This window comes from Cutibacterium nasicola (assembly GCF_052654715.2).
The window spans coordinates 983,160-1,008,997 of record NZ_CP199745.2 but is presented as its reverse complement, the minus strand read 5'-3'; the positions used below and the strand labels follow the sequence as shown (position 1 = coordinate 1,008,997).

The following is a 25,838-nucleotide window of genomic DNA, read 5'->3' as shown; positions in this document are numbered from 1 at the left end:
ACCTGCTTTTGTGATCTATCACGGCCACGTCACCTCGGACTTGACAGGGCCCGGATCCAGGGACAGCAGGTCGTCAATGCTCTCGCGCCGTAGCAATACCGATGTGCCAGGGGGATCTCCGGTACCGACGCAGACGACAGCAGGTCTCGGTATGTGGTTGTAGTTGGATGCCATGGACCGTGAATAGGCGCCGGCACCAGGAACTGCGATGACGTCGCCCGGAGACACATCGCCGGGGAGGTACACGTCGCGGACCAGGATGTCGCCGGCCTCGCAGTGCTTTCCAACGACGCGGCACAGCAACGGGGTGACCGTGGAGGCACGGTTGGCGATGACGGCGGAGTATTCCGCGGCATAGAGAGCAGGACGAATGTTGTCGCTCATGCCACCGTCAACCGACACGTAGATCCGCTGAGCGCCGGTGGACAGGTCCACCGGCTTGACAGTGCCGACGGTGTACAGGGCCATCGTCGTCGGCCCGACGATCGCACGACCAGGCTCCAGACAGACGTGAGGAACCGCCATTCCTCTCCCCCTGGCCTCAAGGGCGACGATCTCCCGAAGGGAGTCAGCCAGGCTCTCAGCGGTGGCCGGAGAATCCTGGCTGGTGTAGGCAATACCGAATCCGCCACCGAGGTCGAGTTCCGGCAGGGCAATACCGGTAGCCTGCTTGAACTGTTCGAGCAGTTTCATGGTGCGACGAGCCGCCACCTCGAAACCTGCGGTGTCGAAGATCTGGGAGCCAATGTGGGAATGAATGCCCAACAGGTCAATGACATCACTGGTGTGGCACCTCACCATGGCCACCATGGCTGCACCATTGGTGATCGAGAAACCGAACTTCTGGTCCTCATGTGCGGTGGCGATGTACTCGTGTGTATGAGCCTCGACACCCGCCGTGACACGCACCATGACACGGGCGTGCCAGCCGTGCTCGCGACATAGATTCTCGACAAGGGTGATTTCATCAAGCGAGTCGACGATGATCCGACCGACCCCGGTACTGAGCGCCAACTTGAGCTCGTCAATGGACTTGTTGTTCCCGTGCAGGCCGATGCGCGCAGGATCCATTCCGCCCTGGAGAGCGGTGATGAGCTCTCCACCGGTGCAGGTGTCCAGACAAAGGCCTTCCTCGTCGATCCAGGAGGCGACGGTGCGCGTCAGGAAGGCCTTGCCTGCGTAGTAGACGTCCCAGCCTGCGAAAGCGTCGCGGAAGGTCCGGGCGCGCTGGCGGAAGTCAGCCTCGTCAAGGACGTAGAGGGGGGAACCGTACTCGGCCAGAAGATCTGTCACGCAAACGCCTGCGACATCGACGATTCCATCATCGCCACGTCCCGTTGACGCTGACCAGAGCGCAGGATCCAAGGCGTTGACGTCATCGGGCAGGGTCAGCCACTGAGGCCCGGCAGCCGCGACGTCGGCATGGACCGAGCCGGCAACGTGCATGTGCGTCATGGTTCCACCTTGCCAGAGAGTGACGACAGGACTGGCAGGTGTCCATACCCGTGGTCATGAATGGCAAATCACCCCACCCGTGCGCTAAAGTCAACGGACAGTCGGGGCCCACGGACCCAACGGCTCCCGTAGCTCAGGGGATAGAGCACCGCCCTCCGGAGGCGGGAGCGAGGGTTCGAATCCCTCCGGGAGCGCCCACCAGTGACGCAGCGGGGCACCAGTTTGTCGGCTAGGGTTTCACATCGTGCAAGTCTTTGACACCGACTCTCCTCATCAGAGATCACGAGCCGCCCTGTTCTCCGGGACCGGTGCCATCATGCTGTGGGTCGTCGGACGCATGATCATGCTCCACGTCTTCATCAAACCGTCGTCGAACTACATCACCGGGGATGTGCAGTACTACCTGTGGTGGATGCAGAGCGGACAGCCCGATTCAGCAGTTCTTCCGGAGTATCCGATTCCTGTCGTGTGGTTCCTGCGAGCCTTGTACTGGTCTGCCGGTAACTCCTACTTCTTACCGGCATTCGCCACGACGATGCTGCTGCTTGACGCGCTGCTCGCTGTCGCCATGTGGCTCGAAGGCCACCGAGCTGGGGCACTGTGGTGGATCGTCCTGGTGCCATGCCTCGGACCGATCATGTGGAATCGCTTCGACATGGTCCCCGCCGTTTGCGTGGGGTTGGCAGTCTTATGGTGCCGACGTCACCCCGCCGCTTGTGGTGTCATGATTGCCTTGGGTGCCGCGGTGAAGCTGTGGCCGGCCCTTCTCATCCTTCCCATGATTTCCCGGCACAAGGCAGCTGTCCGACGCCTCATCGCGTTCAGTGTGACTGGCATTGCGCTTGCACTGGCCTCGTTGCTGGCAGGCGGATGGGACCGACTCATGTCCCCCCTGACGTGGCAGTCGGACCGGGGCCTCCAGGCTGAATCCGTACTCGCAACCGTCCCCATGTACCAACGGTTCAAGAACCCCGACGGTGGTTACAAGGTCGAGATGTCGAAGTACAACGCCTTCGAAATCTATGGACCAGGCGTGTCTACGTGGCAATCGATCTCGACCGTCCTCATGTCCCTCACCGTGGCGCTGGCGATCGGGATGGCCCTTCTCTCGTGGCGACGCAATGGTCTTGACTACCGCAGCGCTGTGCTGGCTGATCTCGTCATCATCGGCGATCTCATCATCGCCAACAAGACGTTGTCCCCTCAGTACTTCGTGTGGTGGGCTGCGCCAGCAGCCATGGTTCTCGATCGAGTCCGGGGGGAGAACACCTCTGAGAATCCTCCCAATCCGAGCGCCCTGTCCTGGGCCCGGACATGGTGCTGGATCGTCGCGGGGTTCCTGCTCATCACAGCCTGCATGACCCAACTGGTGTACCCACTGCATTACGGCGGCATCATCGGGTCGTCTCCCGGCCGCGCCAGTACGAGCGTCTTGGTCGCCCGTAACGTCATGACCCTTGTGACCCTCGTGGTTTGTGTTGTCGCGCTCATCGCGAGCCTCCGCGTGGACCGTCCCACCCAGCCAGCATCGGCACCGGCAAGACCAGCCCACGCTGCTCTGGAAGCGCGGTGACCAATCTCACATTTGAGCGATCGGGGGGCGGTGTTCCCCGATGCGCCCAAATTGTTGGGATGGCTTGGTCAATCCGGCTACGATCATGACGTCTGGGTCGATGGACACAGATGGAGCAACGCAGCTCGGAGGGCCTTTCCAGAGGTTCCGCGAATGCTTGACACGACGGTTTGACGGAAGAAGGCAGTGGTGAGTCCCGCCCCACACGACAAGTCCAACAACTCTTCTGATTTCGGGGCCAATGACTGGCTCATCGAGGAGATGCGCGACCAGTACCAGAATGATCCGACCTCGGTCGATCCCGCCTGGGTCACCTTTTTTCGCCACGAGGCGACCCAGACGTACGACGAGGTGAATGGATCGACTGTCGACGAACAGCCTGCGCGTCAGGATCCCAAGCCTGAGCGGACTCTCAAGCCCGGCCCCACCTCGACGCCGAGAGCCATGGACGTGGCATCAGAGCCCGAACCATCGATGGTCTCCCGCAAGCCTGCCCGTCCTCTGCTGACGGCCGATGCCCCGCGTCACAGCGCGAAGCTGGAGACCGTCGAGCCGACGGTGACGAAGATGAAGGGTGCGCCGATGCGCACCGCCAAGAACATGGATCAGTCACTGACCATGCCGACTGCCACCACGGTGCGTGACGTGCCGATGCAGCTTGTCATCGAGCAGCGCACCATGATCAACAATTTCCTCCGCAAGGCGAAGGGCGGCAAGGTCTCCTTCACCCACATCCTCGCCTACGCGATGGTTCAGGCCTTGAAAACCATTCCTGCCATGAACAACTCCTACGCCGAGATTGACGGCAAGCCACACCTCATCGAGAACCGTCAGATCAACCTCGGCATGGCCATTGACGTCGTCAACAAGGACGGCTCCCGCAAGCTCGTGGTGCCCGCGATCAAGGGCGCCGAGCAAATGAACTTCCTCAACTTCTGGCGTGCCTACGAGGAGATCGTCCGCAAGGGGCGCACCAATGAGCTGACTATCGAGGATTTCAAGGGGGTCACGACCTCCCTGACGAACCCCGGTGGTTTCGGCACCAACCACTCCATTGCCCGCCTCATGCCTGGTCAGGGCATGATCCTCGGCGTCGGCTCGATCGATTACCCGGCTGGTTACCAGGGCAACTCTCCCACTCGTATGGCGGAGCTCGGCATCTCCAAGGTGACGACCCTCACCTCCACCTACGATCACCGCATCATCCAGGGCGCCCAGTCCGGCGAGTTCCTGCGGCGCATGCACCAGCTGCTCCTGGGCGCCGATCGCTTCTACGAGAGCATCTTCGAGTCGCTACGCATCCCCTACGCTCCGGTCCAGTGGGCAAGCGACCGTCAGGCCAACCGCCCCGACCAGGTCGGCAAGCAAGCCCGCGTCATCGAACTCATCAACTCCTGGCGTCGCTTCGGCCACCTGTCCGCCGACATCGATCCCATCGAATACCGACCGCGGTTCCACCACGATCTCATGCTCAACAGCCACGGCCTGACCTTGTGGGACATGGACCGCACCTTCCCGATCGCGAACTTCGCCGGGCAGCGTCGCGCCATCATGACTCTGCGTGAGATCCTCACGATCCTGCGTGACTCCTACGCCTCGACGATGGGCATCGAATACATGCACATTGCTGACCACGAGCAGCGCAAATGGTTCCAGGATCGTTTCGAGAAGGAGCACCAGCCCCTCTCCCGCGAGATGCACCTGCAGATCCTCGACCAGCTCAATGAGGCCGAGATCTTCGAGACCTTCCTGCAGACCAAGTTTGTCGGTCAGAAGCGGTTCAGCCTCGAGGGTGGAGAGTCGGCCATCGTCCTGTTGGCTGCACTGTGTAACCAGGCTGCCGACAACGGCCTCGACGAGGTGTGTATCGGCATGCCTCACCGCGGTCGTCTCAACGTGCTGGCCAACATCATCGGCAAGTCCTACGGACAGATCTTCCGTGAGTTCGAGGGCAATGCCGAACCGGTGAACTCGCAGGGATCCGGTGACGTCAAGTACCACCTCGGTGACGAGGGTGAGTTCACCGCAGCCTCCGGCAACACCATCAAGGCCTCGGTCGCCGCCAACCCGAGTCACCTCGAAGCCGTCGATCCGGTCCTTGAGGGCATCTGCCGGGCCAAGCTCGACGCTCTGGGCAACCCGGACGACTTCCCGGTGCTGCCAATCCTCATGCACGGTGACGCTGCCTTCTCGGGTCAGGGTGTCGTCTACGAGACCCTGCAGATGAGCCAGCTCGACGGATACCGCACCGGTGGCACCATCCACGTCGTCGTCAACAACCAGGTCGGATTCACCACCTCGCCTCGTGACGGACGTTCCTCGACCTATTGCACCGATGTTGCCAAGGCCGTCGGGGCGCCGGTCCTGCACGTCAATGGAGATGACCCCGCAACGGTTGTCCATGCTGCTCGTATTGCCTACGAGTACCGTCAGACCTTCCACCGTGACGTTGTCATCGACGTGATCTGCTACCGCCGCCGCGGCCACAACGAGGGCGATGATCCCAGCTTCACTCAGCCGCACATGTACGACCTCATCGTTGAGAAGCGCTCGACCCGAAAGCTCTACACCGAGAGCCTCATCGGTCGTGGTGACATCACCGACGAGGACGCCGATGCCGTGATGTCGAAGTTCCGGTCTCGCTTGGAGACGGTCTTCAAGGAGGTCCGGGAGGCCACCTCGAAGCCCGAGCCCTACAGCGGCGTTCCGGACTACCCCGTCAAGCACAGTGGCCTGCATCCGACCAAGGTCGAGGCCGACACCTTGGAGGCCGTCGCCCGGGCTCACGAGAACCTGCCGGAGACTTTCAACGCCCATCCCAAGGTTGCTCCTCAGATGACGCGTCGCGCCAAGCACATCCGCGAGGGTGGGATCGACTGGGCAACCGGCGAGATGATCGCCTTGGGCTCCCTGCTGCGTGATGGCGTCCACGTCCGCCTGGCCGGGCAGGACAGCCGCCGCGGCACCTTTTCGCAGCGCTTCGCGGCCCTGGTCGATCGTGCGACCGGAGGGTTCTACGTGCCCGTCAACCACCTCGGTGGCGAACAGGCTCACCTGGACGTGTTCGACTCCCCACTCAACGAGTACGCAGCAATGGGCTTCGAGTACGGGTATTCGGTCGCCCGTCCGGACTCCCTGGTGCTGTGGGAGGCCCAGTTCGGTGACTTCGTCAACGGAGCCCAGACAATCATTGACGAGTTCATCGCTTCGGCAGGTTCGAAGTGGGGCCAGAAGTCCGGCGTCGTCCTGCTGCTCCCCCACGGCTATGAGGGCCAGGGACCGGACCATTCCTCAGCCCGTCTGGAGCGCTTCCTCAACCTGTGCAGCGAGGACGCCCTGGCTGTCTGCCAACCCTCGACCCCGGCCAGCTACAGCCATCTGCTGCGTCAGCACGCCTATGTCAACATGCACCGACCGGTCGTCATCGCGACCCCGAAGTCCATGCTGCGCAACAAGATGGCGACCTCTGACCCAGAGGAGTTCACCACCGGCAAGTGGCGTCCGGTCCTTCCCGATCCGTCAATCACTGATCCGTCGACCGTCAAGAAGGTCATCCTGTGCTCGGGCAAGGTGCGCTGGGAGCTCGTCAAGCGGCGCAAGTCTGCCGGACTCGACGGGCAGCTGGCCATTATTCCGCTGGAGCGTCTCTATCCGCTACCAGACAAGGAGCTGACCGAGGTGCTCGCACCCTACAGCAACGTCACTGACGTTCGTTGGGTGCAGGAGGAGCCGGAGAACCAGGGTGCCTGGTACTACATCCTCACCCACCTGCCTCAGGCGATGTCCCACACACTGCCCGGCTTCCTCGATGACCTGACCGCCGTGACGCGTCCGCCGTCCTCAGCCCCCTCCGTGGGCCAGCACAGCGTGCACGTCCGCGAGGAGCAGGAGCTGCTCGAGAAGGCCATCGCCTGACCCGCCTGATCACCACCACGGCGCCATCCCACAATGGGTGGCGCCGTGGTGCATCATTGTGCCCATGTATTTCACCGACAGGGGCATTGAGGAACTGGAGGATCGTCGCGGAGACGAGGACATCACCTTCGCGTGGCTGGCCGACGAGCTACGTCACTTCGTCGACCTCAACCCAGAGTTTGAAGTCCCCGTTGAGCGTCTGGCCACCTTCCTCGCCCGACTCGACGACGAGGACGACTGAGACACCAGGGCAACGACGTGAAGCAGACCGTTGGCGATCATGACTCCTGCTCGCCTGAGGGAATCATTGTTTTGCTCCTGCACGGGTGGACCGGCGACGTATCATAATCGAACTGGCCGCGAACTCCTCGAAGCGTCATCTCCCGGATTAACGTTCATCGTGTCCGGATAATTCGTGGGAGGATGTTCGTCCTTCGGTGGATGCTCTTGCCAGAACATTCGACGGTTGCCAAACTTTGATGGTTGCCCGCCGCACGGTCGCTCGTCGGTCGTACGGCATGACGGGTCATCCACCCGCATATCACACGTGCCCCGGGTTGCGCTGGGGAGAAGGAGTCGAAGAGGCATGGACTGGCGCCACAGGGCTGCCTGCCTGACTGAGGATCCCGAGCTGTTCTTCCCGATTGGGAACACCGGCCCGGCCCTTGCCCAGATCGAGGAGGCCAAGAAGGTCTGTGCCCGCTGCGAGGTTCGCACCGAGTGCCTGGCCTGGGCTCTGGAAGCCGGCCAGGATCACGGTGTGTGGGGCGGCATGAGCGAGGATGAGAGGCGCGCCATCAAGCGTCGTCAGTCCCGCTCGCGTGTTCGTCGGTCCTGACGCAGGTCGGACAGCAGCCCAGAATGATTCGAATCCATCCCGGGCCGACCGACGGTCGCGTCTCAGACTCACAACCGGTCAAGCGGGATCACGAGTTTGGCGCAGGTCCCCACGCCGTCAGGATTGTTCTCGAGGGTGAAGGTTCCACCGAGGTCCTGGACCAATGTCGTGACGATGGACAGGCCCAAGGAGCTTCGGTGCCGGTCGAGCACGAACCCCTCCGGTAGAGGCTTTCCGTCGTTGACGATGTCGACGACCAGCGAGTCTTCGGTGCGGTGAGGACGCACGATGACGTTTCCCGATGAGGAGGCCAGGCTGTGCTCAATGGCATTCTGGCACAGCTCCGTCGTCGCCAGTGACAATGCTGTGGCAGCCTCGGCAGGAACACTGCCGAAGGTCCCCTCGCGCCGCGCCACCACAGATCCTGATGATGCTGCGACGTCCCCGACCATGTGGAGGATGCGATCGGCGACCTCGTCGAAGGCAACCTGCTCCTCGAAGTTCTGTGACAGGATCTCGTGCACCACGGCGATGGCCGAGACTCGTCCCATGGCCAGTTGGAGAGCTTCCTTGGCGTCCGGATTCCTGATCCGTCGCGACTGCAGACGCAGCAGAGCTGCCACAGTCTGCAGGTTGTTCTTGACCCGGTGATGGATCTCACGGATCGTGGCGTCCTTGGTGACGAGCTGACGATCTCGGTCCCGCAACTCGGTGAGATCGCGGATGAGAATCATCGTTCCTGCCGAGACCTCGACGTCATCCAGCCAGGTCTGCAGGGGAATGACGCGGGCACGCAAGGTCGCCTCGGAGTTCTCGACATCGGTCTCGGAAAGCCACCTGCCTTCCAGATCGAGGGTGAGGGACTGCCCGACCTCGCGCACCTTGGGGCACAGGTCCCGAACCGTCGGAATGAAGTACTCGCCGTCCAGGTCTCCTGCCAGGCCCAGGCGGCGGAAGGCCGACAGGGCATTCGGGCTGGCAAAGGTTACCATTCCCGTCGACGCGACCCTGATGACGCCGTCGGTCACCTTCGGAGCCAGTGCCCGGTCAGAGTCCGGAAAGAGCGGGAACCGACCATGGTGAAGCATCTCGGACAGGATGTCGGCGATTTCGAGGTAATTGTCCTCGGTGCTGCCGGGAGCTCGCACCCCCATCTGGTTGGTGTGTCTTTCGACCACGGCGATGACATCGTCATGACGAATGACGGGAATCGCCCAGACGTCCACAGGAATACCCGCCGACAGCTTGTTGTCGCTGGTCTCGCACATCTCGGCGCTCATGAACGCCTCGGTGACGAGGCTCTCGTCGTCGTAGGAGACCGACTCGCCGACGACGTCGTCCTCCAGGGCGGTCGGGCCGGTGTCGGGACGGACTTGGGCCGCGGCCCAGAAAACATTGGGGTCCTTGTCGGGAACCCAGAGGATAAGATCGGAAAAGGACGTGTCGGCCAACATCTGCCAGTCGTCGACGAGTTCCTCGAGCCATGTGATGTCGGCAGCAGCGAGGCTGGTCCGGTCGGCGACCAAGCGATTGATGGCAGGCATGCCGTCACTCTAGTGACCAGGATCGAGCGATCTCCACCCGGCGCCTGTTGTCGACGAATGTGCGTCTCGATTTGGGGCACGCCCACCCGATACGGCAGAATTAGTCGTCGTTGCCGCGCATCCGCGCGGACCCTCCTTCATCAGTAGGGAGGTTTGTGACCCCTCAGGAAGGAGAGCGCCATGGGCAAGACTGGTCGTAAGCGTCGTGCGCGTCGCAAGAAGGGCGCCAACCACGGTAAGCGTCCCAACGCCTGAGTTTTTTGTGGGCTGACGAGACCCCCGTCCATATGGACGGGGGTCTTTTGTACATGCTTCGGCCCCGGTGGGCGGTGTCAGGACTGTCAGCGATATGCCACGTGCATGTGCACGACACGGCTGCGCAACTGCATCGGCGCAGCAACAGTGCGATTGCATCGCTTGAGGGCACGGGACACGGCTGCCTCCATGTCCGCCTCGTCCATGCAGCTCTCGCAAGCCACGATGTGACGGCGGAACGCGTCGGCGTCCTGCGCACTCATCTCACCGTGCAGGAAATCCTGGAGGTGGTCAATGACCCAGTAACAGGATTCCTCGTCACCGAGGGGCTGTGTCATCGTGGTCCCTCTTTTCCTGCCACACGGGCCAACTCCGGACGGCCGAGATACTCCTCGTCGACCTGACCGGCGTGAGGGCCAATCCCTCGCGCACCTGCGACGTCAACCAGCTGCGTGCGCAGCTGCTTGCGGGCGCGGTTGAGCCGGCTCATCACCGTACCGATGGGCGTACCCATGATCTCGGCGATTTCCTTGTAGGCGAATCCCTCGACGTCGGCCAACAGCACAACCTGTCGGAACTCGTCGGACAGCCCGTCAAGAGCATCAAGGATCTGCTGGTCGGGCAGCCCGTCCAAGGCTTCCAACTCGGCGGATCGAAGTCCGTTGCTGTCATGGGATGCAGCCCGCGCGATCTGCCAGTCCTCGACGTCCTCATCGTCGGAGGTCTGCGGTCGGCGCTGGGCCTTTCGGTACGAATTGATGTAGGTGTTCGTCAGGATGCGGTAGAGCCAAGCCTTGAGATTGGTCCCTGGGCGGAACTGACGGAATGACACGAATGCCTTCGCATAGGTCTCCTGGACGACGTCCTCGGCGTCAGCCGCGTTACGGGTCATTCGCAGCGCGGCGCCGTAGAGCTGATCAAGATACTCGAGGGCATCACGTTCGAACCGCTCGGCCCTTTCAGCCTCGGTTTCCTTGGTGACATCCATGGTGCTCGACGCGTCCCCGCGGCGATTCATCATGGATTTGGGCTCTCCTGTGGTCATCGCTGTCCAGCTTAATGCACAGCGCCGATGACGATCGGAGGGGCGACGGCTCCGCCCGGTACATCGCGTGGTGAGGACAGCGTTCATGTCCGGTCAACACATCACAAAGGTTGATCTATTCCCACGGCACGTGTTCATCTGACGAAAATATTGCCCATCCGGCTACCGCGGTGGCCGTTGGCGCGGTAGACATGTATTCATGAGTATCATCCGAGGCTTGGGCCGAACCATGTTCGCCAGTTACTTCATCGTCAAGGGGACGAACTCCGCGATGAAGCCCGATTCCTTCGTGGAGGATGCCGAGCCGGTTGCCGACCGTCTCCTTCCTCTGGTACAGCGCGCACTGCCGGCATCTGTCGGCGCGTACATCCCTGAGGACACCAAGATCTTGGTTCGCATCACCGGCGCTGCCCAGGCTTGTGGCGGTCTTGGAATGGCGACGGGTCTCGCCCGTCGTGTCGGTGCCGGAGTTGTCGCCACCACGATGATTCCGCATGTGCTCGCTTCCATTCCTGACAAGTCCTTGCCGAAGGACGAGCGCGCCGCGGCCCGTTCGGTCCTGCTGCGTAACGTCGCTCTTCTGGGTGGGGCCATGATGGCCTCCCGCGACACCGCCGGTCGTCCCAGCCTGGCTTGGCGCGCTGCTGACACCCAGCGTCGGGTCTCGTCTGCTGCCAGCGACCAGCGCAAGGCCGTCAGCTCCTCCGTCGACGACTTGTCGAAGTCGGCCCGCAAGAAGCTCAAGAAGGCCCAGGAAAGAGCTCAGAAGGAAGCTGTCAAGGCGCAGAAAAAGGCCAAGAAGGCTCAGAAGAAGATTGCTGACTGACCAGCACCGCTGGACCGCCCCGCGAGTCGACCATCGTCTCGCGGGGCGTGTCGTCGTCCCGGGATCCAAGTCCCAGACGAACCGCGCCCTTGTTCTCGCTGCACTCGGTGACGGACCCAGCGTCCTTGACGGTGTCCTCACCTCGCGTGACTCTGCCCTCATGACCGCCGGGCTGCAGCGCCTCGGTGCTGACATCCAGCCAGTCGGCCCGTCCTCGGTTCGAGTCATGCCCGGCCTGGCGCATTCTGCCGGTCTGATTGACTGCGGCCTCGCCGGCACCGTCATGAGGTTCCTCCCGGGGGTTGCCGCACTTGTCCCCGGCAAGACCCGTTTCGTCGGTGACACGCAGGCTTGCCGACGTCCGATCGGCCCCGTTCTCGACGGGTTGCGCCAGCTCGGTGTGACAGTTGATTCCAACCAGCTGCCATTCGCCATGACAGCTCCTGACCGTCTGGGTGGCCCCGAGGTGACGATCGATTCCTCGACGTCGAGCCAGTTCATCTCGGCCTTGTTGTTAGCCGCGGCTCGCTTCCCACGTGGTATTGATCTTCATCACGACGGGACGTCTGTGCCGTCAGCTCCCCACATCGCCATGACCTGCGAGATGCTGGCGGATCGTGGCGTCACGGTGACCAGTGACGAGCTCTGCCACTGGGTGGTGCGGCCCGGCCCGATTCACGCCCTTGACCACGTCATCGAGCCAGACCTCACCAATGCCGCCGTCTTCCTCGCCGCGTCCCTGGTCGCTGGCGGATTCGTGACGGTGCAGGCATGGCCTGCATCCAGCGCCCAACCCGGGGCACAGTTCATCCAGATCGCCACGATGATGGGAGCCACAGCGACTCATTCCGAAGGCTCGATGACACTGGAATCCCCCGGATGGCAAGCCCTCCAACCGATCGACGTCGACCTGCATGAAGCGAGCGAGCTCACCCCCGTTGTGGCTGCTGTTGCGTCCCTTGCCCAGGGGCCGTCGCGTATTCGTGGGGTCGCACACATTCGCGGCCACGAAACCGATCGCCTTGCCGCCCTCGAGCATGAATTGTCCAGGATCGGCGTCACCGTCCAACAGACCGAGGACGGTCTGCAGATCGACGGTCACGGTGCCGACTCCCTCAATGGCGGGTTGATCCGGTGCTACGCCGATCACCGGATGGCCCATGCCGGTGCCCTTCTGGGCCTGGCCGTCAACAGGATCGAGCTCGACGACATCACGTGCACGGCCAAGACCATGCCGCAGTTCCCACAGATGTGGGCTGACCTCGTCAAGGAGAGCTGAGTGTCACCACGACGTCTGGCCTCCTCGGGAATCGACACCAGCGACTGGTCCTCCTACGACCGACCACGTCGCCGCACCAAGCCGCGAACCAAGCAACGCCCGGATCACTCCTCGTTGCCCATCGGGACCGTCATCACCATCGACAGAGGCCGATACCGCTGCCGTCTCGATGACGACAGTGAGGTCATCGCTGCCAAGGCACGACAACTTGGCCGCAAGTCAGTCATCGTCGGGGACAAAGTGCGTCTTGACGGCGACGTGTCGGGTGGCGAGGGGACGTTGGCCAGAATCGTCCACACCGAGGAACGTGCCACCGTCCTGCGTCGCACGGCCGACGACACCGATCCGCATGAGCGTCCCATCGTTGCCAATGCCAATCAGGTGGTCATCGTCACCGCCCTCGCCGATCCCCCACCGCGTCCCGGGATGATCGACCGTATTCTGGTGGCTGCCCACGCCTCCGGGGTTTCCCCCGTCATCTGCCTGACCAAGGCTGATCTGGCGCCGGGGGATGACTTCGTGGCGCTCTACTGCGACTTGGGGATTCCGGTCGTGACCAGCCGCCCAGGTAGCGATCTGAAGGATCTTCACGAGCTGCTGGACGGCAGGATCAGCGTACTCGTCGGCCATTCCGGAGTCGGAAAATCAACGCTCATCAATGCTGTGGTTCCCGGCGTCCATCGGGTCACGGGCCACGTCAACGACGTCACCGGGCGTGGCCGCCACACCTCCACCAGCGCGGAAGCGATCCCGCTGCCCCAGGGCGGCTGGATCATCGACACCCCTGGGGTGCGGTCCTTTGGCCTGTCCCACGTCGAGCCCGATGACATCCTCGCCAGTTTCCAGGAACTCGACGAGGTTGCCGTCGAGTGCCCACGCGGGTGCCGCCACAGTGACGACAGTCCCGGGTGCGCCATTGACGAGGCCCTCGCCACGGGAAGGGTGCGGCAGTCCCGGGTGGACTCACTGCGACGCCTGTTGAGCGCTACCGCCCCGCGCTGAGCAGGGCAGCAGCGTCATTCACTTGCTGTCATCCCGGTTGTCCTCGGCGTTCTCCTCAAGCACCTCGATGGCAAGACGTCCGCTGGTACGACGGATGAAGGTTGCGATCCCGTCGGCTTCTTCATCACGACAGCCAATGTACGGCATGTGACCGGTGTCGAAGAAGGCCTCCTCGATGCGATCGAAGGCATCGTCGTCGAGCTTGAGATGGTTGATGGTGTCGCGAGCCGCAAAATACGGGGTGGCCAGGTCGTAGTGGGCGTATTCGACGCGCATGTGCAGGCCCTTCTGAGCTCGCATGACCCGTTCCAGCTTGTCGGTGACGTTGACCGGACGGCCCTGAAACTCCTTGTAATTCCAGTTCTTGTACAGCGGCAGGCCCAGGTTGTACTGGGACTCGGTGGTCACCCCGAGCTCGCTGCGCAGGTAGTGTTGGAAGCCATGGACGAAGGCTGCCCCGGTGTCGTCGCCACTCGGGTCGGTGTCGGCAATCTCGTCGGTTCGCTTCGGCAACGCACCCTTGTAGCGGCCGTCGATACGGCCGACAACCTTGCCCTCGCCACGCAGCAGCTCGGTGCAGAAGCGCATGTGTTCGACACGCAGGTCGGCACGTTCGATGTAGCCGCCGTTCAGACCGGTGAGCCGGGACATGGTCTCCGTGACCTGACCCCTCTCCGCACGGTCAAGGCGATGACCGGCGGCGAGAGCCTGACGGTAGGGACCGACGGCGAATTCCTCGGCCTCTGCGAGCACGTCTTCAAGGCTGCGATCAGCGTTGTGGCCGTGGTAGTGGGCGACGGCGGCATAAGTTGGAAGGAAGTCAACGCAGGCGCGATCCCAGGTGAGGTCCTCGAAGTCCTGGTTACCGAAGTCGAGCACGGAAGAGACGAGGATGATGCCGTTGAGGTACATCGAGAAGGTGTCCTGCAGGCGCTGCGCAACACTCACGGCCCGGACAGTTCCGTAGGACTCTCCCAACAGGTAGAGCGGGCTTGCCCACCTGCCATGACGGGTGACCCACAGTCGGATGAGCTCACTGACGAGCTCGACGTCCTTGCTCCAGCCGTGCCACTGAGTGGGGTCCTCGCCGTCAACAACTCGGGAGTATCCGGTCGACATCGCATCAATGACGACGAGGTCGGTCTCCCGAAGTAGTGTGTGCTCGTTGTCCATGAGGTGGAACGGCGGGGTGGCCGGGTCCTCAGGGGTCCCCGGATCAACGACGCGGGGTCCAACCAGGCCCATGTGCAACCACACCGAGGAGGATCCCGGGCCACCATTGAACACGAATGTCAACGGTCGCGTGGTGGGATCGATGTCGTCCAAGGTGTAGGCCGTCACTCCCATGAGAGCCAGCGGCGTGTGAGCGGTGAAGGCATTGTTGACGATCTTCTCGCTGCCCAGGACGATGCGTCCGGTGGTTGCGGTGTAGCTGAGGTCACCGTCAACCGTGGAGATGGTGTGGTGAGTCGTCACCAGGTCATCAGTCGGAGCGGGTGTCTCTGGGCCCTTGGTGGAGGTTTCATCTGTCGTCATGACCTCAGCCTAGGACTGTCGATCGCAAACCTCCTGAGTTTCGGTGTCCTCGATGCCGCGCACACCAGTAGGGTGAGGACATGGCCGATCACACCGATGACCTCCGCTTGGCACACATTCTCGCTGACGATGCCGACTCCTTGACGACGTCTCGATTCGGCGCCCGGGACCTGACGGTCTCGACCAAGCCCGATCGTTCCGAAGTGACCGACGCAGATCTGGCCGTTGAGGATTCGGTACGTCGCACCTTGTCGCGGATGCGCTCCCGAGACGCCGTACATGGCGAGGAACGGGCCGACACCGGCGAGGGCCCGCGTCGCTGGATCATCGATCCGATCGACGGCACCGCGAATTTCCTACGCGGAGTTCCAGTATGGGCCACCCTTATTGCCCTCAGCGTCGAGGACCAGGTCGTCGCGTCCGTCGTGTCGGCTCCAGCCCTGAAACGACGCTGGTGGGCCGCCAGGGGTTCCGGGGCGTGGACCGGCAAGTCACTTGCCTCGGCAACACCCATTCACGTGTCCAATGTGCGCAACCTTGACGACGCCTTCCTGTCCTACTCCTCCCTCCACGGATGGGTGGAAAGTGGACGCGGTCGAGGTTTCGGCGAGCTCATGAGATCGGTGTGGCGTACCCGCGCCTTCGGTGATTTCTGGTCGTACATGATGGTGGCCGAGGGAGTCGTCGACCTGGCATGCGAACCGGAGTTGGGACTGCACGACATGGCCGCCCTTGACGTCATCGTCACCGAGGCCGGCGGCAAGTTCACTGGCCTCGATGGCAGGGAGGGCCCTTGGTCAGGAAATGCCATGGCGTCCAACGGATTCCTTCACGACGAGGCCTTGGGCTTGGTCAGGCCTGAGGATTGAGGCTCCGCCGTCAACCTCAGACCCGTTGGTAAGGGAGCGGACGGGTGATCATCGCCTCCTGCTGTCTTGTGTCGTTGGGATCAGAGGATTCTGGCGCGAATCGTCCCCTCGAGATCGGTGACATTGGCCAACAACTCGCCGTCAGTTTCGGCAATGTCGAGGACGCAATAGCCGAGCTCCCCCTTGGTGGCCAGCGCCTGATACGTGACGTTGCCTCCCTGGTCGGCGACGAGTCGGTTGAGCGTGGCCATCACACCGGGGATATTGCGATGAAGATGACCGATACGGGCGCCAGTACGCGGAGACGGAGTGATTTCGGGAATATTGACGCTCATCCCGGTTGCGCCATTTTCGACGTAATCAATGAGCTTCCCGGCGACGTAACGACCGATGTCGACCTGGGCCTCTTGGGTGGAGCCACCAATGTGCGGAGTGAGGATCACATTGTCCAGCTCACGCAATGGGGACATGAACGGCTCCTTGCCCGAGGCGGGTTCCTCAGGGTAGACGTCGATTCCTGCACCTGCGATGTGTCCGGTACGCAGATTGTCAACCAAAGCATCAATGTCGACGACCTTGCCGCGAGAAAGGTTGAGGAACAACGAGCGCGGCCTCATCATGGAAAACTCCCGCGCTCCAATGAGGTTGTCGTTGCTCGGGCGTCCATCAACGTGCAAGGACACCGTCTCAACACTGCCCAGCAGCTCTTCCATGGATTCACACTTGTGGGCGTTTCCCATGGGCAGGACGTCAGCAATGTCGTAGAAGAAGACCTGCATGCCCATCGCTTCGGCCACCACGGACAGCTGCTGGCCGATGTTTCCGTATCCGATGATGCCGAGACGACGACCGCGGATCTCGTGGGACCCAATGGCGGACTTGCGCCACACCCCGTTGTGCATCTGGGTGTTGCGATCACCAAGACGACGGGCCAACGCAGTGATCTCCGCCATCACCAGTTCAACAACTGATCGGGTATTGGAATAAGGGGCGTTGAAAGCCGGAACACCAACCTGGGCCATGGTGGCCAGATCCATCTGGTTCGTGCCAATGCAGAAAGCTCCCACAGCAGTGAGAGTGTCACCACACGCCTCGACGACCCGACCGCTGACGCGAGTCCGCGACCTGATACCCAACAGATCAACTCCGTCGAGAGCGCTGATGAGGTCGTCCTCGTCGAGGGCCTCACTCACCCGCTCGACCTCATAACCGGCCTGTTTCAAGGTTCGAACGGCTTCATCGTGGATGTTCTCAAGCAGGAGCGCCTTCATGGCGATCAGTCTATGGAGACAGCAGGGTCGACGTGCCGAGCCCGTCTCAGTGGGTGGAATCGCCCACACGGATCCGAGGAATCGCTGCCAACAATTCCTGGGTGACTTCGTGGTGCGGATCGCGGTAGACGTCAGAAAGAGGGCCTCTTTCGACAATGCGTCCAGCGCTCATGACAGCCACGGTGTCGCACAGATGACGCACCACGGCCAGATCGTGAGAAACGAAGACCATCGTCAGTCCTCGTCGACGCACCAAGTCATTCAGCAGGTTGAGCACCTGGGCACGCACCGACACGTCGAGCGCCGACACCGGTTCATCGGCCAGCAGGACGGCGGGCTCAGTGACCAAGGCCCTGGCAATGGCAATACGCTGACGCTGACCACCAGAGAACTCATGGGGAAAACGGCTGGCGGACTCGGGATCCAGTCCGACGTCAATCATGGCCTTCGTCAGCCGGTCCTTTCGTTCCTGGCGGGTCATCTTGCGCGCGACCGGGGACCGCAGTGGCTCAGTGATCGCTCGACCGATGTTCATACGCGGATCCAGGGAGGACCGCGGGTCCTGGAACACCATCGAGGCCGACCGACGCAAATCACGTACCGCGTCGGTATCGTCCAAGGATCGTCCCCGGAAGCGGACGGAGCCAGAATCCGGCCGCCGCAAGGCCATCATGACTTTCAGCAGGGTGGACTTCCCTGATCCGGACTCCCCCACCAGACCGAGCCGTTCCCCCTCGTCGATGTGCAGGGAGACCCCGCCCAGAGCGTCAACCCCGGCGCCACGCGGCCCCAGATGAAGATGCAGGTCCTCAACCTCGATCTGAGTGGTCATGAATCCTCCAACACGATCGCTGCCCCGGGCTCGACAAGGTCGAGTCGGGCGGCTCGCAGTAGCCGTCGGGTGTAGGTATGAGCTGGTTCGGACAGCACTGTGCGGGCCGGGCCGGTTTCGACGATCCGGCCCGAGGTCATGACGATGAGGTCGTGGCAGACGTGGGACACCACCGCAAGGTCGTGAGTGATGAACAAACAGGCCGCGCCCACTGAGTCAAGCACCTCGTCAATCGTTGTGAGTACCTGTGCCTGCACCGTCACGTCAAGGGCTGTCGTCGGTTCGTCGCAGATGAGCAGGTCCGGGGAGTTGACCAGGGCCATGGCAAGCAGGACTCTCTGACGCTGGCCACCGGAGAGTTGGTGTGGGTAGGAGTTGGCCACTCGGGCCGGGTCCTCAATGCCAACTTGTTCCAGCATCTCCATGACTCGATCATGAGCCCGGCCTCGCGCGATGGCATGGTGCAGCAGGGGAACCTCGCCAACCTGCCTTCCGACCTTCATCGTCGGGTCGAGTGCTGTCATGGGTTCTTGGAACACCATCCCGATGCTGCTGCCTCGCAATGCGGACATAGCTCGATCGCTGGCCCCGATGATCTCCTCGCCCCTCCAACGGATGGAACCCGAGACGTGGGCGTTTCCAGGAAGCAGGCCCATGATCGCCAGGGCAGTGACGGACTTCCCCGATCCGGACTCACCGATGAGGCCAAGGCGCTCACCGGGATCCAGGGACCAGCTGACATGATCGACCGCGACCCGACGGTGCCGTCCGAAATCGACAACGAGATCGTTGACTTCCAGAAGTGCCATCAGCGGACCTCCCGCAATCTCGGATCAAGGAAATCGCGCAAACCGTCTCCCAGGAGCGTGAAGCCCATGACGACTCCGGCGATCGCCAACGCCGGCGCCACGGTTAGCCAGGGGTTGTCGAAAAGATACACTTGGGAATCACGCAACATTCGTCCCCAGGTGGCAACGGTTGCCGGAGTGGCCAGACCGAGATAACTCAGCGCTGCCTCTGCCAGGATCGCGGTGCCATAGGACACCGAGGCCTGCACGCCGATCAGTGGAGCAATGTTGGGCAGCACGTGGTTGTAGGCGACGGAGTGCCATGACATTCCTGAGCTGCGGGCCGCGACGACGTAATCCTGGGCAAGGACCTGCCGACTGGCCGTTCTCGTGATTCGCGCGAATACCGGAACCGTCGAGACGCCGATGGCCACCATGCCGGTCAGGGTTGATCCACCCACCGCCGCGGCAAAAATGATGGCCAGCAACAAGGCTGGGAACGCATACAGCAGATCGGCAGCTCGTCCCACGATCATGGACCAAGGCCGGGCAAGCATGGCAGATGTCACCCCCCACGGCACTCCGATTCCGGCAGCGATGAGTACTGACACCACACCGACGAGCAGGCAGGTACGGGCGCCCACGAGCATCCGGGATGCAATGTCAGAGCCGAACCCGTCAGTGCCAAGCCAATGCTGGCTGCTGGGCCCCAGAAGACGATCTGCCGGAACGACGAGATTGGGATCATATGGTGTCCACACCGCGGAGGTGACTCCGGCGAGGACGACCACGCCGACCAGAACACACCCAATGACCAGACTTGCCCTCTTCATGAGCGGTCCTCCTGTCTGGAAGCGGCACTGGTACGCAGCCGAGGATCAAGGGCCACGATGACAAGATCCGTGAGGTAGGAGATGAGCAGTACGAGGGCCACGATGACCATGACGACGTCGCTGACGACGAGAAGATCGCGGGTACTGACGGCATCGAGGAGATAGGACCCCAAACCTGGGATGACGAAGACCTCTTCAACGACGATCGCTCCCACGAGCATTGCGCTTGCCTGCAGACCGAGGACGGTGGCCAGGCTGATCGAAGCATTACGCAATCCGTGACGATGAAGCGCGGGCCACAGCCGCCAGCCGGCAGCGCGTGCGGTGCGCAGGTGATCGTCAGCGAGAACGTCGATGAAGGCGCTGCGTACGTAACGTGTCATGACCGCAGCCTGGACAATGGACAGGGACAACACAGGAAGGACGAGGTGTGCTGCCCATTCTCCGACATCCTCGTGCAGCGGGACATACCCGCCAGCAGGCAGCCATCCAAGGGTCACCGAGAACAGCAGGATGAGAAGGATTCCGGCGAGGAACGCTGGGATGCTCATGAGGATCTGGGACAGTGCCGAGGCGGCGAATCCGCGACCCTCCCGACGATGGACAGCTGCATAGGCGCCCATCGGCAGGCAGACCAGGAGAGCCAACAGCAGGGCCAGCCCCACCAGCCAACCCGTCACCGCCAGGCGTGAGGTGATCTGCGGCCCGATCGGTTCGGCCGACACGATCGAGGTACCCAAGTCTCCCTTGATCAAAGAGCTGATCCAATCCCAATAACGCTGGGGCCAAGGAAGGTCCAGGCCCAATCGGGTGCGGACGGCTGCCGCAGCCTTCGGGTCCGCGTTGGCTCCCAGAATCACCTGGGCGACGTCACCGGGGAGCAAGCTGAGCAGGGCAAAGACGACCAAGGATGCAACCAGCAACCACACCAGCAACTCCCCCAATGGGAGGAGGACACGTTTGAGGAAGGTCACCTCGACCTCCTGACATTGGTGAGGTCAAAGCTCATTGAGGTGGTGTTGCGTTGAAGTCCGCTGATGTCAGCCTTGCTGATGGTGATCTTTGGCATCAGGAAGAGGAACCCCCCAGCAGCATCATTCGCCAGGATCCGGCTGGCCTGCATCATGGTGTCGTTGGTGCGGTCGGCTGGGCCGGTCCGGGCGGAGTCGATGAGACGGTTGAATTCCTTGTTGCGGTAGCGCCAGTAGTAGTCGGGGTTGGCCCAGTTGACGATGTCGCGAGCCTCCACGTGGGCGACGATCGTCAGATCGTAATCAGCATGGGTGTAGACGACGTCAAGCCAGCGAGCCGGGAATTCCAGCTCGTCGTTGTCGACGGTGATGCCGACCTGGGCCAGGTCGGAGGCAATCACCCGGGATGCTGCCGTCGCGTAGGGCAGGGCTGCGGCCCGCAACCTGAGAGTCAGCCCATTGGGGTATCCGGCCTCAGCGAGAAGCTTGCGCGCCCGTGCTGGGTCATAGGGCCAGGTGTGGGACAGATCAGTGTACCAAGGGTCGGTAGGTGGGACCATCGAACCGATGAGTGTTCCTTGGCCATTCCACACGACATCGAGCAATCCCTTGCGGTCGATCGCCATGAGGATGGCCTGTCGGACGCGTCGGTCTGACAGCGGCTTGGAGGTGTTGTTCATGCCCAGCACGACCTCGCCGTTCGTGGATCCCCGCAGTACCCGGTAGTCCGGGTTGCCGGTGAAGCGGGAGAGCGCCTGAGGTGTCGTCAGATCGGAGACGACGTCGAGATCTCCCGACAGCAGGGCGGCCGTCTGCGAGGTCGGGTCCGAGTAGTACGAGAAACGAACGGTGGGACGTCCCCCCTCGTGCCACGGGCGAGGGGACGGCGACAAGGTCACCGAGTGACCCGGTGTGAACTCGGTGACGACGTAGGGCCCAGATCCCTGTGGCCGGGTGGCCAGGTCCTTGGTGGCGGGATCGATGACGACACCCGATGTGCTTGCGAGGTTGAACAGCAGGAAATTGTCGCGATGGGACAGGTCGAGGACGACCGTGTCGTCGTCGGGGGTACGGATGGCCTTGATTGCCGACAGGTTCGCCTGGTTGACGGGGCTGGCGGACTCGGCCCTCATCCGTTCCAGGGAGGACTTCACCGCCGCTGAGTTCACCGCGGTCCCGGACGCGAAGCGCGCTGATGGATCGAGGCGGAAGGTGAGGTGAAGTCCATCCTCGGACAGCTGCCACGACTTGGCCAACAGACCGACGAGCTTGCCCGAGTCGTCAATGCGGACGAGGGTTTCATACACGTTGTAGAGGAGGACCTGTGGGATCGCTGCGGCGGCATTCGACACCAGGTCCAGTGTCGGAGGAGCAGCCGTCGCCCCAATGGTGAGAACTCCCTCTTCGGCGGACTGGCAACCGGCGATTCCGGTGGTCGACAGAGCCACTGCCACGGCAAGCCCCGCAGCTTTCAACTGACCTCGCATCGTATGGTCACGCTCCCCTCGGGTTCAGCACCCTGCGGGTTAGCATAACCGACCCCGGATTCATACTGACAGTGAGGTTGGTAGTGGGGTGAGATGTGCCCGATCTGCGGACCGGCCGGATGCCGAAGACGGGGGGTGATGCGCCTGGCGTGTGAAGCACGTCCCGACCTGATTTGTCTTGCACCGGTGTGATCTGTATAGTCGAGCAAGTCGACGCGGGGTGGAGCAGTTCGGTAGCTCGCCGGGCTCATAACCCGGAGGTCACAGGTTCAAATCCTGTCCCCGCTACCACCAGAAGGCCGGTTCACAAGGAACTCTCCTTGTGAACCGGCCTTCGTCATGCCCCCTGAGTTCGCTTCGCGAGGGATGACGGACTCGTCCGCAGGAATCGGACACGGTCACTCGGTCATGCGTAATCTGACAGACTGGCGACTCGTGACACATTCCGATGAGTCCCCCACCTGTACCGCCGACGCAGCCGACGAGATCAATTCACCATCGACCAGACGGATCATCGCTCTCGTGACGATCCTCAATGCCATCGGACTCGTCATTGACGTCACGGTCGCATCCATAATCGGATCAGCATCGCTGTTCGCCGACGCGGCAGACTTCCTCGAGGACGTCCTCATCAACGGACTCGTCCTGGTGGCCCTCGGGTGGTCGGTGCAGTCACGACGGAAGGCCAGCATCTGGTTGGCCGGTCTCATCCTCGTACCGGCAGCTGCAGCATTGGGAACTGCCGTCTGGAAGATCATCTCAGGGGTCCCGCCCGAGCCCGTGCCGTTGTCAGTGACGGCCATCATTGCCCTGCTCATCAACCTGTCGTGCGCCATCGCACTCATGACATTGCGTCACCAAGGATCGAGCCTGGTTCGAGGGGCATGGCTGGCCGCACGCAATGACGTGCTCGGCAATGTGCTCATTCTGGTCGCTGGTCTCATCACGACGGTGTGGTTCACGGTCTGGCCCGACGTCATCGTCGGACTCGTGATGTCCGCCATCAATGCCAACGCCGCCAAGGACGTGTGGGCGCAGGCTCGCCGGGAGGTGCCTCAACTAGAGATTGACGAGGACTGAGCGGCACCGGAACGTCTCGCCGAGCCCCTCGTCAGCCACACCTCCCGGCACGGAACCGCCAGACGCCATGGGCCTCACCGACACAGCGGCTGGTCCCAGTCCTCGCCACGCAGTGGGGCAATGATGACCGGACGCAGCTGGCGGCGTCCCAACTGGACTGCCACAGAGCCGTCCAGCCACTCCTGCAAACCAGCACGGAACCCGGGACGCCGTGTCCCCAGCACGAAACATCCGGCGTCGATGTTGTGAGCAAGGTGGGCAAGCTGCTGATCCGGCAGGCCGGACAGGTGGATGAGGTCCCACTCCATCTCCGGGTAGTTCGCCATGAAGGTGTCCAGAGCGCCTTGGATCGACGACCGGGCAGTCGCCATCGAAATGCGTTGGGCACTCGGGTCCAGTGGGTGGCTCTGGTCGGGATCAGACGGGTTCGGCACACGATCGGTCGCGACATAAGCGAAGACGATCTTGCCGCCCATGGCCCTGGCATGCTCGACGCCGACCTCCAGCACGGCTCGCGGAATGTCCGGCATGATCGCGACGATGACCGGACGGCCCCTCATCGTCCCCCGGGGCGAACGCTCGTATGTCACGGATGCACGGCGGTCGGTCACGGAGGTGTCCTTGGCCAGCTCGTGTTGCTGCTCGGTCATGATCGTCTCCTACATGTGGCGGCACGTTACCGACACGGTGCACATTACCGACCACGAGACGACCTCACGACCGGTCGTCACCTCAGGGTGCCGAGAACGGCGGACTCCAAGGCCGGGACGAGGTCGACCGATCCGAGCAAGTCCTCCGGATGATCGACGAGACGGGCCACCCCATAGTGGCTGCCATCACGCAGCGCACCGGCCACGACACGTACGTCCTGACGCTTGGGATGAGCTGCGACGAAAGCTGCAGCCTTGTCCGGACCGTCCGGAATCTCGTTGGCACACTCGTCGGGCAGGAAGATCCGTTCGACACAGATGGCCGCCCCGTCAACGGCCTCTCCCCAAGCCGTCGTGGCGAGGGCCTGGGCCAGATCCTCCCCCGCATGGAAGTCGTCCTGCTCGATGCTGGAGAGACTACCCGGACTGCCCGGGGCGAGCTGACCGGCAAGTGCAGGTTCGGCCTTCATGAGGTCGACGGTGCGCGCCAGGGCGAACAGGCGTGGGGGGCCACCCCAGCTCGATGTTCCGACGAACCTCTCGATCTCAGCCAGACATGCCACGAGCGCATCATTGACCGACGGTGTCTCGGACCCTGCGTTCTCGACATCCTGACTCATCTTCTCGCCCTCATCACTCAGCAATGCGGTACTCCCGTTCCTCCACTGCGGATCTTCTGGATGACCGCAATCGCGTCCTTGAGGTTTGAGACCTTGACCAGACGCATCGAGGTCCGAACCCCACTGACGTCGCGACAATTGCCTGCCGGCACGAGGAAGATCTTGGCGCCGTCCCGCTCCGCGCCAGCGATCTTCTCCTGGATACCGCCGATGGCAACCACGTTGCCGTCAGGGGAAATACTTCCGGTACTGGCGATTCGAAGCGAGCCGATGAGGTCATTCGGGGCGACCATCTGATAGATCGACAGGGCCATGGCAAGTCCGGCTGAAGGGCCGACGATGTCTGCTGGGATTCCATAGTTGACCGTCGGGGCGTAGCGGTATCCGGTGTCGACGGTGATGCCGACGGCGGGAGCTCTGCGATCGCTGACAGATGAGACCGTCGTCACAGCAACCGTCCTCGAAGTGGAGTTCCGCAACACCCCGAACACCATTGTGTCGCCCACGGCGTGCTTGCGAAGCGCCTTGCCGACGTCGAGAAGGGAGCTCACCGGCTTCCCATCGACCTTCTCGATGAGGTCACCGGGCTCGAGTTTTCCGTGGGCGGGACCAACCGCACTGACGGCATTGACCATGGGCATTTCAACGACAGGCTGACCTGCGGCGCGCAGTGCAGCCACGGCAGCATCACGCTGGGAGGTGTCCATCATGTACGACTCCTCAGCGTTGACCTGCTGAGGGGAACGCCCAGGCGGGTAGATGGCCTCCCGCTGCAAGACATCATGGTCCTGACGGATGTGGTCCACCAACGCCTCCGCGAGACTGAGACGTGAATCCGCACGGGTGGTGGACACCGTGGTCATCCTCATCTCGCCCTCGCTGTGCCGAGTGGTCAAGCCGTCAATCTGGATCATCGGCTTACCCTGCTCGTTCGTCGAAAGCAGATTCACCGTCTGTCCTGGCGACCTGGCTACGAATGGGATGGGCACGAGGATCAGGGCCAGCACGCACAGCAGCACGACAAGAGCCGACGAGATCGCGGTCCAACGAGTGGGAAAACGCGCCCTCTGGCGGGTCTCGGCATCGACCGCGGTGGTCGTCGCTGCGGGCGTGCCGGAGTCCTGCGCCGGTGAAGTGGGCGTGATCGACTCGGACATGGTGGCCATGCT

General features: G+C 62.5%; 24 protein-coding genes and 2 tRNA genes. 12 read left to right on the top strand and 14 right to left on the bottom strand.

Annotation, left to right across the window (positions count from 1 at the left end):
• Positions 1-18 precede the first annotated feature (18 nt).
• The gene (gene lysA / locus ACUCCZ_RS04620; RefSeq protein ID WP_435916465.1) at positions 19-1,455 is read right to left on the bottom strand and encodes a diaminopimelate decarboxylase; all 1,437 of its coding nucleotides are present in this window, start codon (positions 1,453-1,455) and stop codon (positions 19-21) included.
• Positions 1,456-1,577: 122 nt separating this feature from the next.
• Here lysA and ACUCCZ_RS04615 point away from each other — a divergent pair.
• The 5 genes from ACUCCZ_RS04615 (at position 1,578) to ACUCCZ_RS04595 (ending at position 7,781) form a co-directional block, all read left to right on the top strand.
• Positions 1,578-1,649, top strand: a tRNA-Arg gene (locus ACUCCZ_RS04615).
• A 149-nt stretch (positions 1,650-1,798) separates the two neighbouring features.
• Positions 1,799-3,028, top strand: coding sequence for a glycosyltransferase 87 family protein (locus ACUCCZ_RS04610; protein ID WP_435916992.1), 1,230 nt, complete (start codon positions 1,799-1,801; stop codon positions 3,026-3,028).
• 186 nt (positions 3,029-3,214) lie between these two features.
• A complete protein-coding gene (locus tag ACUCCZ_RS04605; RefSeq protein ID WP_435916464.1) occupies positions 3,215-6,943 on the top strand; it encodes a multifunctional oxoglutarate decarboxylase/oxoglutarate dehydrogenase thiamine pyrophosphate-binding subunit/dihydrolipoyllysine-residue succinyltransferase subunit in 3,729 nt (1,242 codons plus the stop codon).
• Positions 6,944-7,007: 64 nt separating this feature from the next.
• Entirely contained in the window at positions 7,008-7,184 is a 177-nt protein-coding gene (locus ACUCCZ_RS04600; protein ID WP_435916463.1) for a DUF6104 family protein, read from the top strand.
• Between the two features lie 345 nt (positions 7,185-7,529).
• The gene (locus ACUCCZ_RS04595) at positions 7,530-7,781 is read left to right on the top strand and encodes a WhiB family transcriptional regulator (RefSeq protein ID WP_435916462.1); all 252 of its coding nucleotides are present in this window, start codon (positions 7,530-7,532) and stop codon (positions 7,779-7,781) included.
• Positions 7,782-7,849: 68 nt separating this feature from the next.
• On the opposite strand, the gene ACUCCZ_RS04590 is transcribed toward ACUCCZ_RS04595, so the two are convergent.
• Complete coding sequence (locus ACUCCZ_RS04590; RefSeq protein WP_435916461.1) at positions 7,850-9,325, bottom strand: sensor histidine kinase; 1,476 nt, start codon at positions 9,323-9,325, stop codon at positions 7,850-7,852.
• 180 nt (positions 9,326-9,505) lie between these two features.
• Here ACUCCZ_RS04590 and ACUCCZ_RS04585 point away from each other — a divergent pair, with 180 nt between their 5' ends.
• Positions 9,506-9,580, top strand: a complete 75-nt coding sequence (locus ACUCCZ_RS04585) for a 50S ribosomal protein bL37 (protein WP_369797015.1) — start codon at positions 9,506-9,508, stop codon at positions 9,578-9,580.
• An 86-nt stretch (positions 9,581-9,666) separates the two neighbouring features.
• Here the strand turns inward: ACUCCZ_RS04585 and ACUCCZ_RS04580 are convergent, their stop codons facing one another.
• Together ACUCCZ_RS04580 and ACUCCZ_RS04575 are read right to left on the bottom strand one after the other, a co-directional pair.
• Positions 9,667-9,918, bottom strand: a complete 252-nt coding sequence (locus ACUCCZ_RS04580) for a zf-HC2 domain-containing protein (protein WP_435916460.1) — start codon at positions 9,916-9,918, stop codon at positions 9,667-9,669.
• Positions 9,915-10,598, bottom strand: coding sequence for a sigma-70 family RNA polymerase sigma factor (locus ACUCCZ_RS04575; RefSeq protein ID WP_435916991.1), 684 nt, complete (start codon positions 10,596-10,598; stop codon positions 9,915-9,917). The genes ACUCCZ_RS04580 and ACUCCZ_RS04575 overlap by 4 nt, the downstream gene beginning before the upstream one ends.
• 226 nt (positions 10,599-10,824) lie before the next feature.
• Here ACUCCZ_RS04575 and ACUCCZ_RS04570 point away from each other — a divergent pair, with 226 nt between their 5' ends.
• Genes ACUCCZ_RS04570 through rsgA form a run of 3 tightly spaced genes read left to right on the top strand, consistent with a single transcriptional unit; the run spans position 10,825 to position 13,732 of the window.
• Complete coding sequence (locus ACUCCZ_RS04570) at positions 10,825-11,451, top strand: DoxX family protein (RefSeq protein ID WP_435916459.1); 627 nt, start codon at positions 10,825-10,827, stop codon at positions 11,449-11,451.
• Positions 11,441-12,730 (top strand): 3-phosphoshikimate 1-carboxyvinyltransferase, encoded by a 1,290-nt coding sequence (gene aroA, locus ACUCCZ_RS04565; RefSeq protein WP_435916458.1) that lies wholly within the window; start codon positions 11,441-11,443, stop codon positions 12,728-12,730. The genes ACUCCZ_RS04570 and aroA overlap by 11 nt, the downstream gene beginning before the upstream one ends.
• The gene (gene rsgA / locus ACUCCZ_RS04560; RefSeq protein ID WP_435916456.1) at positions 12,731-13,732 is read left to right on the top strand and encodes a ribosome small subunit-dependent GTPase A; all 1,002 of its coding nucleotides are present in this window, start codon (positions 12,731-12,733) and stop codon (positions 13,730-13,732) included.
• A gap of 18 nt (positions 13,733-13,750) precedes the next feature.
• Here the strand turns inward: rsgA and ACUCCZ_RS04555 are convergent, their stop codons facing one another.
• Positions 13,751-15,268, bottom strand: coding sequence for a S10 family peptidase (locus tag ACUCCZ_RS04555; RefSeq protein ID WP_435916455.1), 1,518 nt, complete (start codon positions 15,266-15,268; stop codon positions 13,751-13,753).
• Between the two features lie 80 nt (positions 15,269-15,348).
• Here ACUCCZ_RS04555 and ACUCCZ_RS04550 point away from each other — a divergent pair, with 80 nt between their 5' ends.
• A complete protein-coding gene (locus ACUCCZ_RS04550; protein ID WP_435916454.1) occupies positions 15,349-16,137 on the top strand; it encodes an inositol monophosphatase family protein in 789 nt (262 codons plus the stop codon).
• Between the two features lie 80 nt (positions 16,138-16,217).
• Here the strand turns inward: ACUCCZ_RS04550 and serA are convergent, their stop codons facing one another.
• From serA to ACUCCZ_RS04520, 6 genes are read right to left on the bottom strand one after another with little or no spacing between them, the layout of a single operon-like run.
• Positions 16,218-17,408: a phosphoglycerate dehydrogenase gene (gene serA, locus ACUCCZ_RS04545; protein WP_435916453.1), complete on the bottom strand. Its 1,191-nt coding sequence runs from the start codon at positions 17,406-17,408 to the stop codon at positions 16,218-16,220.
• Positions 17,409-17,454: 46 nt separating this feature from the next.
• A complete protein-coding gene (locus ACUCCZ_RS04540; protein ID WP_435916452.1) occupies positions 17,455-18,240 on the bottom strand; it encodes an ABC transporter ATP-binding protein in 786 nt (261 codons plus the stop codon).
• Positions 18,237-19,049 (bottom strand): ABC transporter ATP-binding protein, encoded by an 813-nt coding sequence (locus tag ACUCCZ_RS04535; RefSeq protein WP_435916451.1) that lies wholly within the window; start codon positions 19,047-19,049, stop codon positions 18,237-18,239. Before ACUCCZ_RS04535 ends, ACUCCZ_RS04540 begins: the two co-directional genes overlap by 4 nt.
• The gene (locus ACUCCZ_RS04530) at positions 19,049-19,861 is read right to left on the bottom strand and encodes an ABC transporter permease (RefSeq protein WP_435916450.1); all 813 of its coding nucleotides are present in this window, start codon (positions 19,859-19,861) and stop codon (positions 19,049-19,051) included. Before ACUCCZ_RS04530 ends, ACUCCZ_RS04535 begins: the two co-directional genes overlap by 1 nt.
• The gene (locus ACUCCZ_RS04525) at positions 19,858-20,835 is read right to left on the bottom strand and encodes an ABC transporter permease (RefSeq protein ID WP_435916449.1); all 978 of its coding nucleotides are present in this window, start codon (positions 20,833-20,835) and stop codon (positions 19,858-19,860) included. Before ACUCCZ_RS04525 ends, ACUCCZ_RS04530 begins: the two co-directional genes overlap by 4 nt.
• Complete coding sequence (locus ACUCCZ_RS04520; RefSeq protein WP_435916448.1) at positions 20,832-22,319, bottom strand: ABC transporter substrate-binding protein; 1,488 nt, start codon at positions 22,317-22,319, stop codon at positions 20,832-20,834. The genes ACUCCZ_RS04525 and ACUCCZ_RS04520 overlap by 4 nt, the downstream gene beginning before the upstream one ends.
• A gap of 214 nt (positions 22,320-22,533) precedes the next feature.
• Between ACUCCZ_RS04520 and ACUCCZ_RS04515 the strand changes: the two genes are divergently transcribed.
• Positions 22,534-22,610: transfer RNA gene (locus ACUCCZ_RS04515), tRNA-Met, on the top strand.
• Positions 22,611-22,754: 144 nt separating this feature from the next.
• Positions 22,755-23,399, top strand: a complete 645-nt coding sequence (locus tag ACUCCZ_RS04510; RefSeq protein WP_435916447.1) for a cation efflux transmembrane domain-containing protein — start codon at positions 22,755-22,757, stop codon at positions 23,397-23,399.
• Positions 23,400-23,473: 74 nt separating this feature from the next.
• Here the strand turns inward: ACUCCZ_RS04510 and ACUCCZ_RS04505 are convergent, their stop codons facing one another.
• The 3 genes from ACUCCZ_RS04505 to ACUCCZ_RS04495 all read right to left on the bottom strand — a co-directional run bounded on the left by ACUCCZ_RS04505 (position 23,474) and on the right by ACUCCZ_RS04495 (position 25,835).
• The gene (locus tag ACUCCZ_RS04505; RefSeq protein ID WP_435916990.1) at positions 23,474-23,959 is read right to left on the bottom strand and encodes a universal stress protein; all 486 of its coding nucleotides are present in this window, start codon (positions 23,957-23,959) and stop codon (positions 23,474-23,476) included.
• 167 nt (positions 23,960-24,126) lie between these two features.
• Positions 24,127-24,669, bottom strand: coding sequence for a PPA1309 family protein (locus tag ACUCCZ_RS04500; RefSeq protein ID WP_435916446.1), 543 nt, complete (start codon positions 24,667-24,669; stop codon positions 24,127-24,129).
• A gap of 17 nt (positions 24,670-24,686) precedes the next feature.
• Positions 24,687-25,835: a YlbL family protein gene (locus tag ACUCCZ_RS04495; RefSeq protein WP_435916445.1), complete on the bottom strand. Its 1,149-nt coding sequence runs from the start codon at positions 25,833-25,835 to the stop codon at positions 24,687-24,689.
• Positions 25,836-25,838 lie beyond the last annotated feature (3 nt).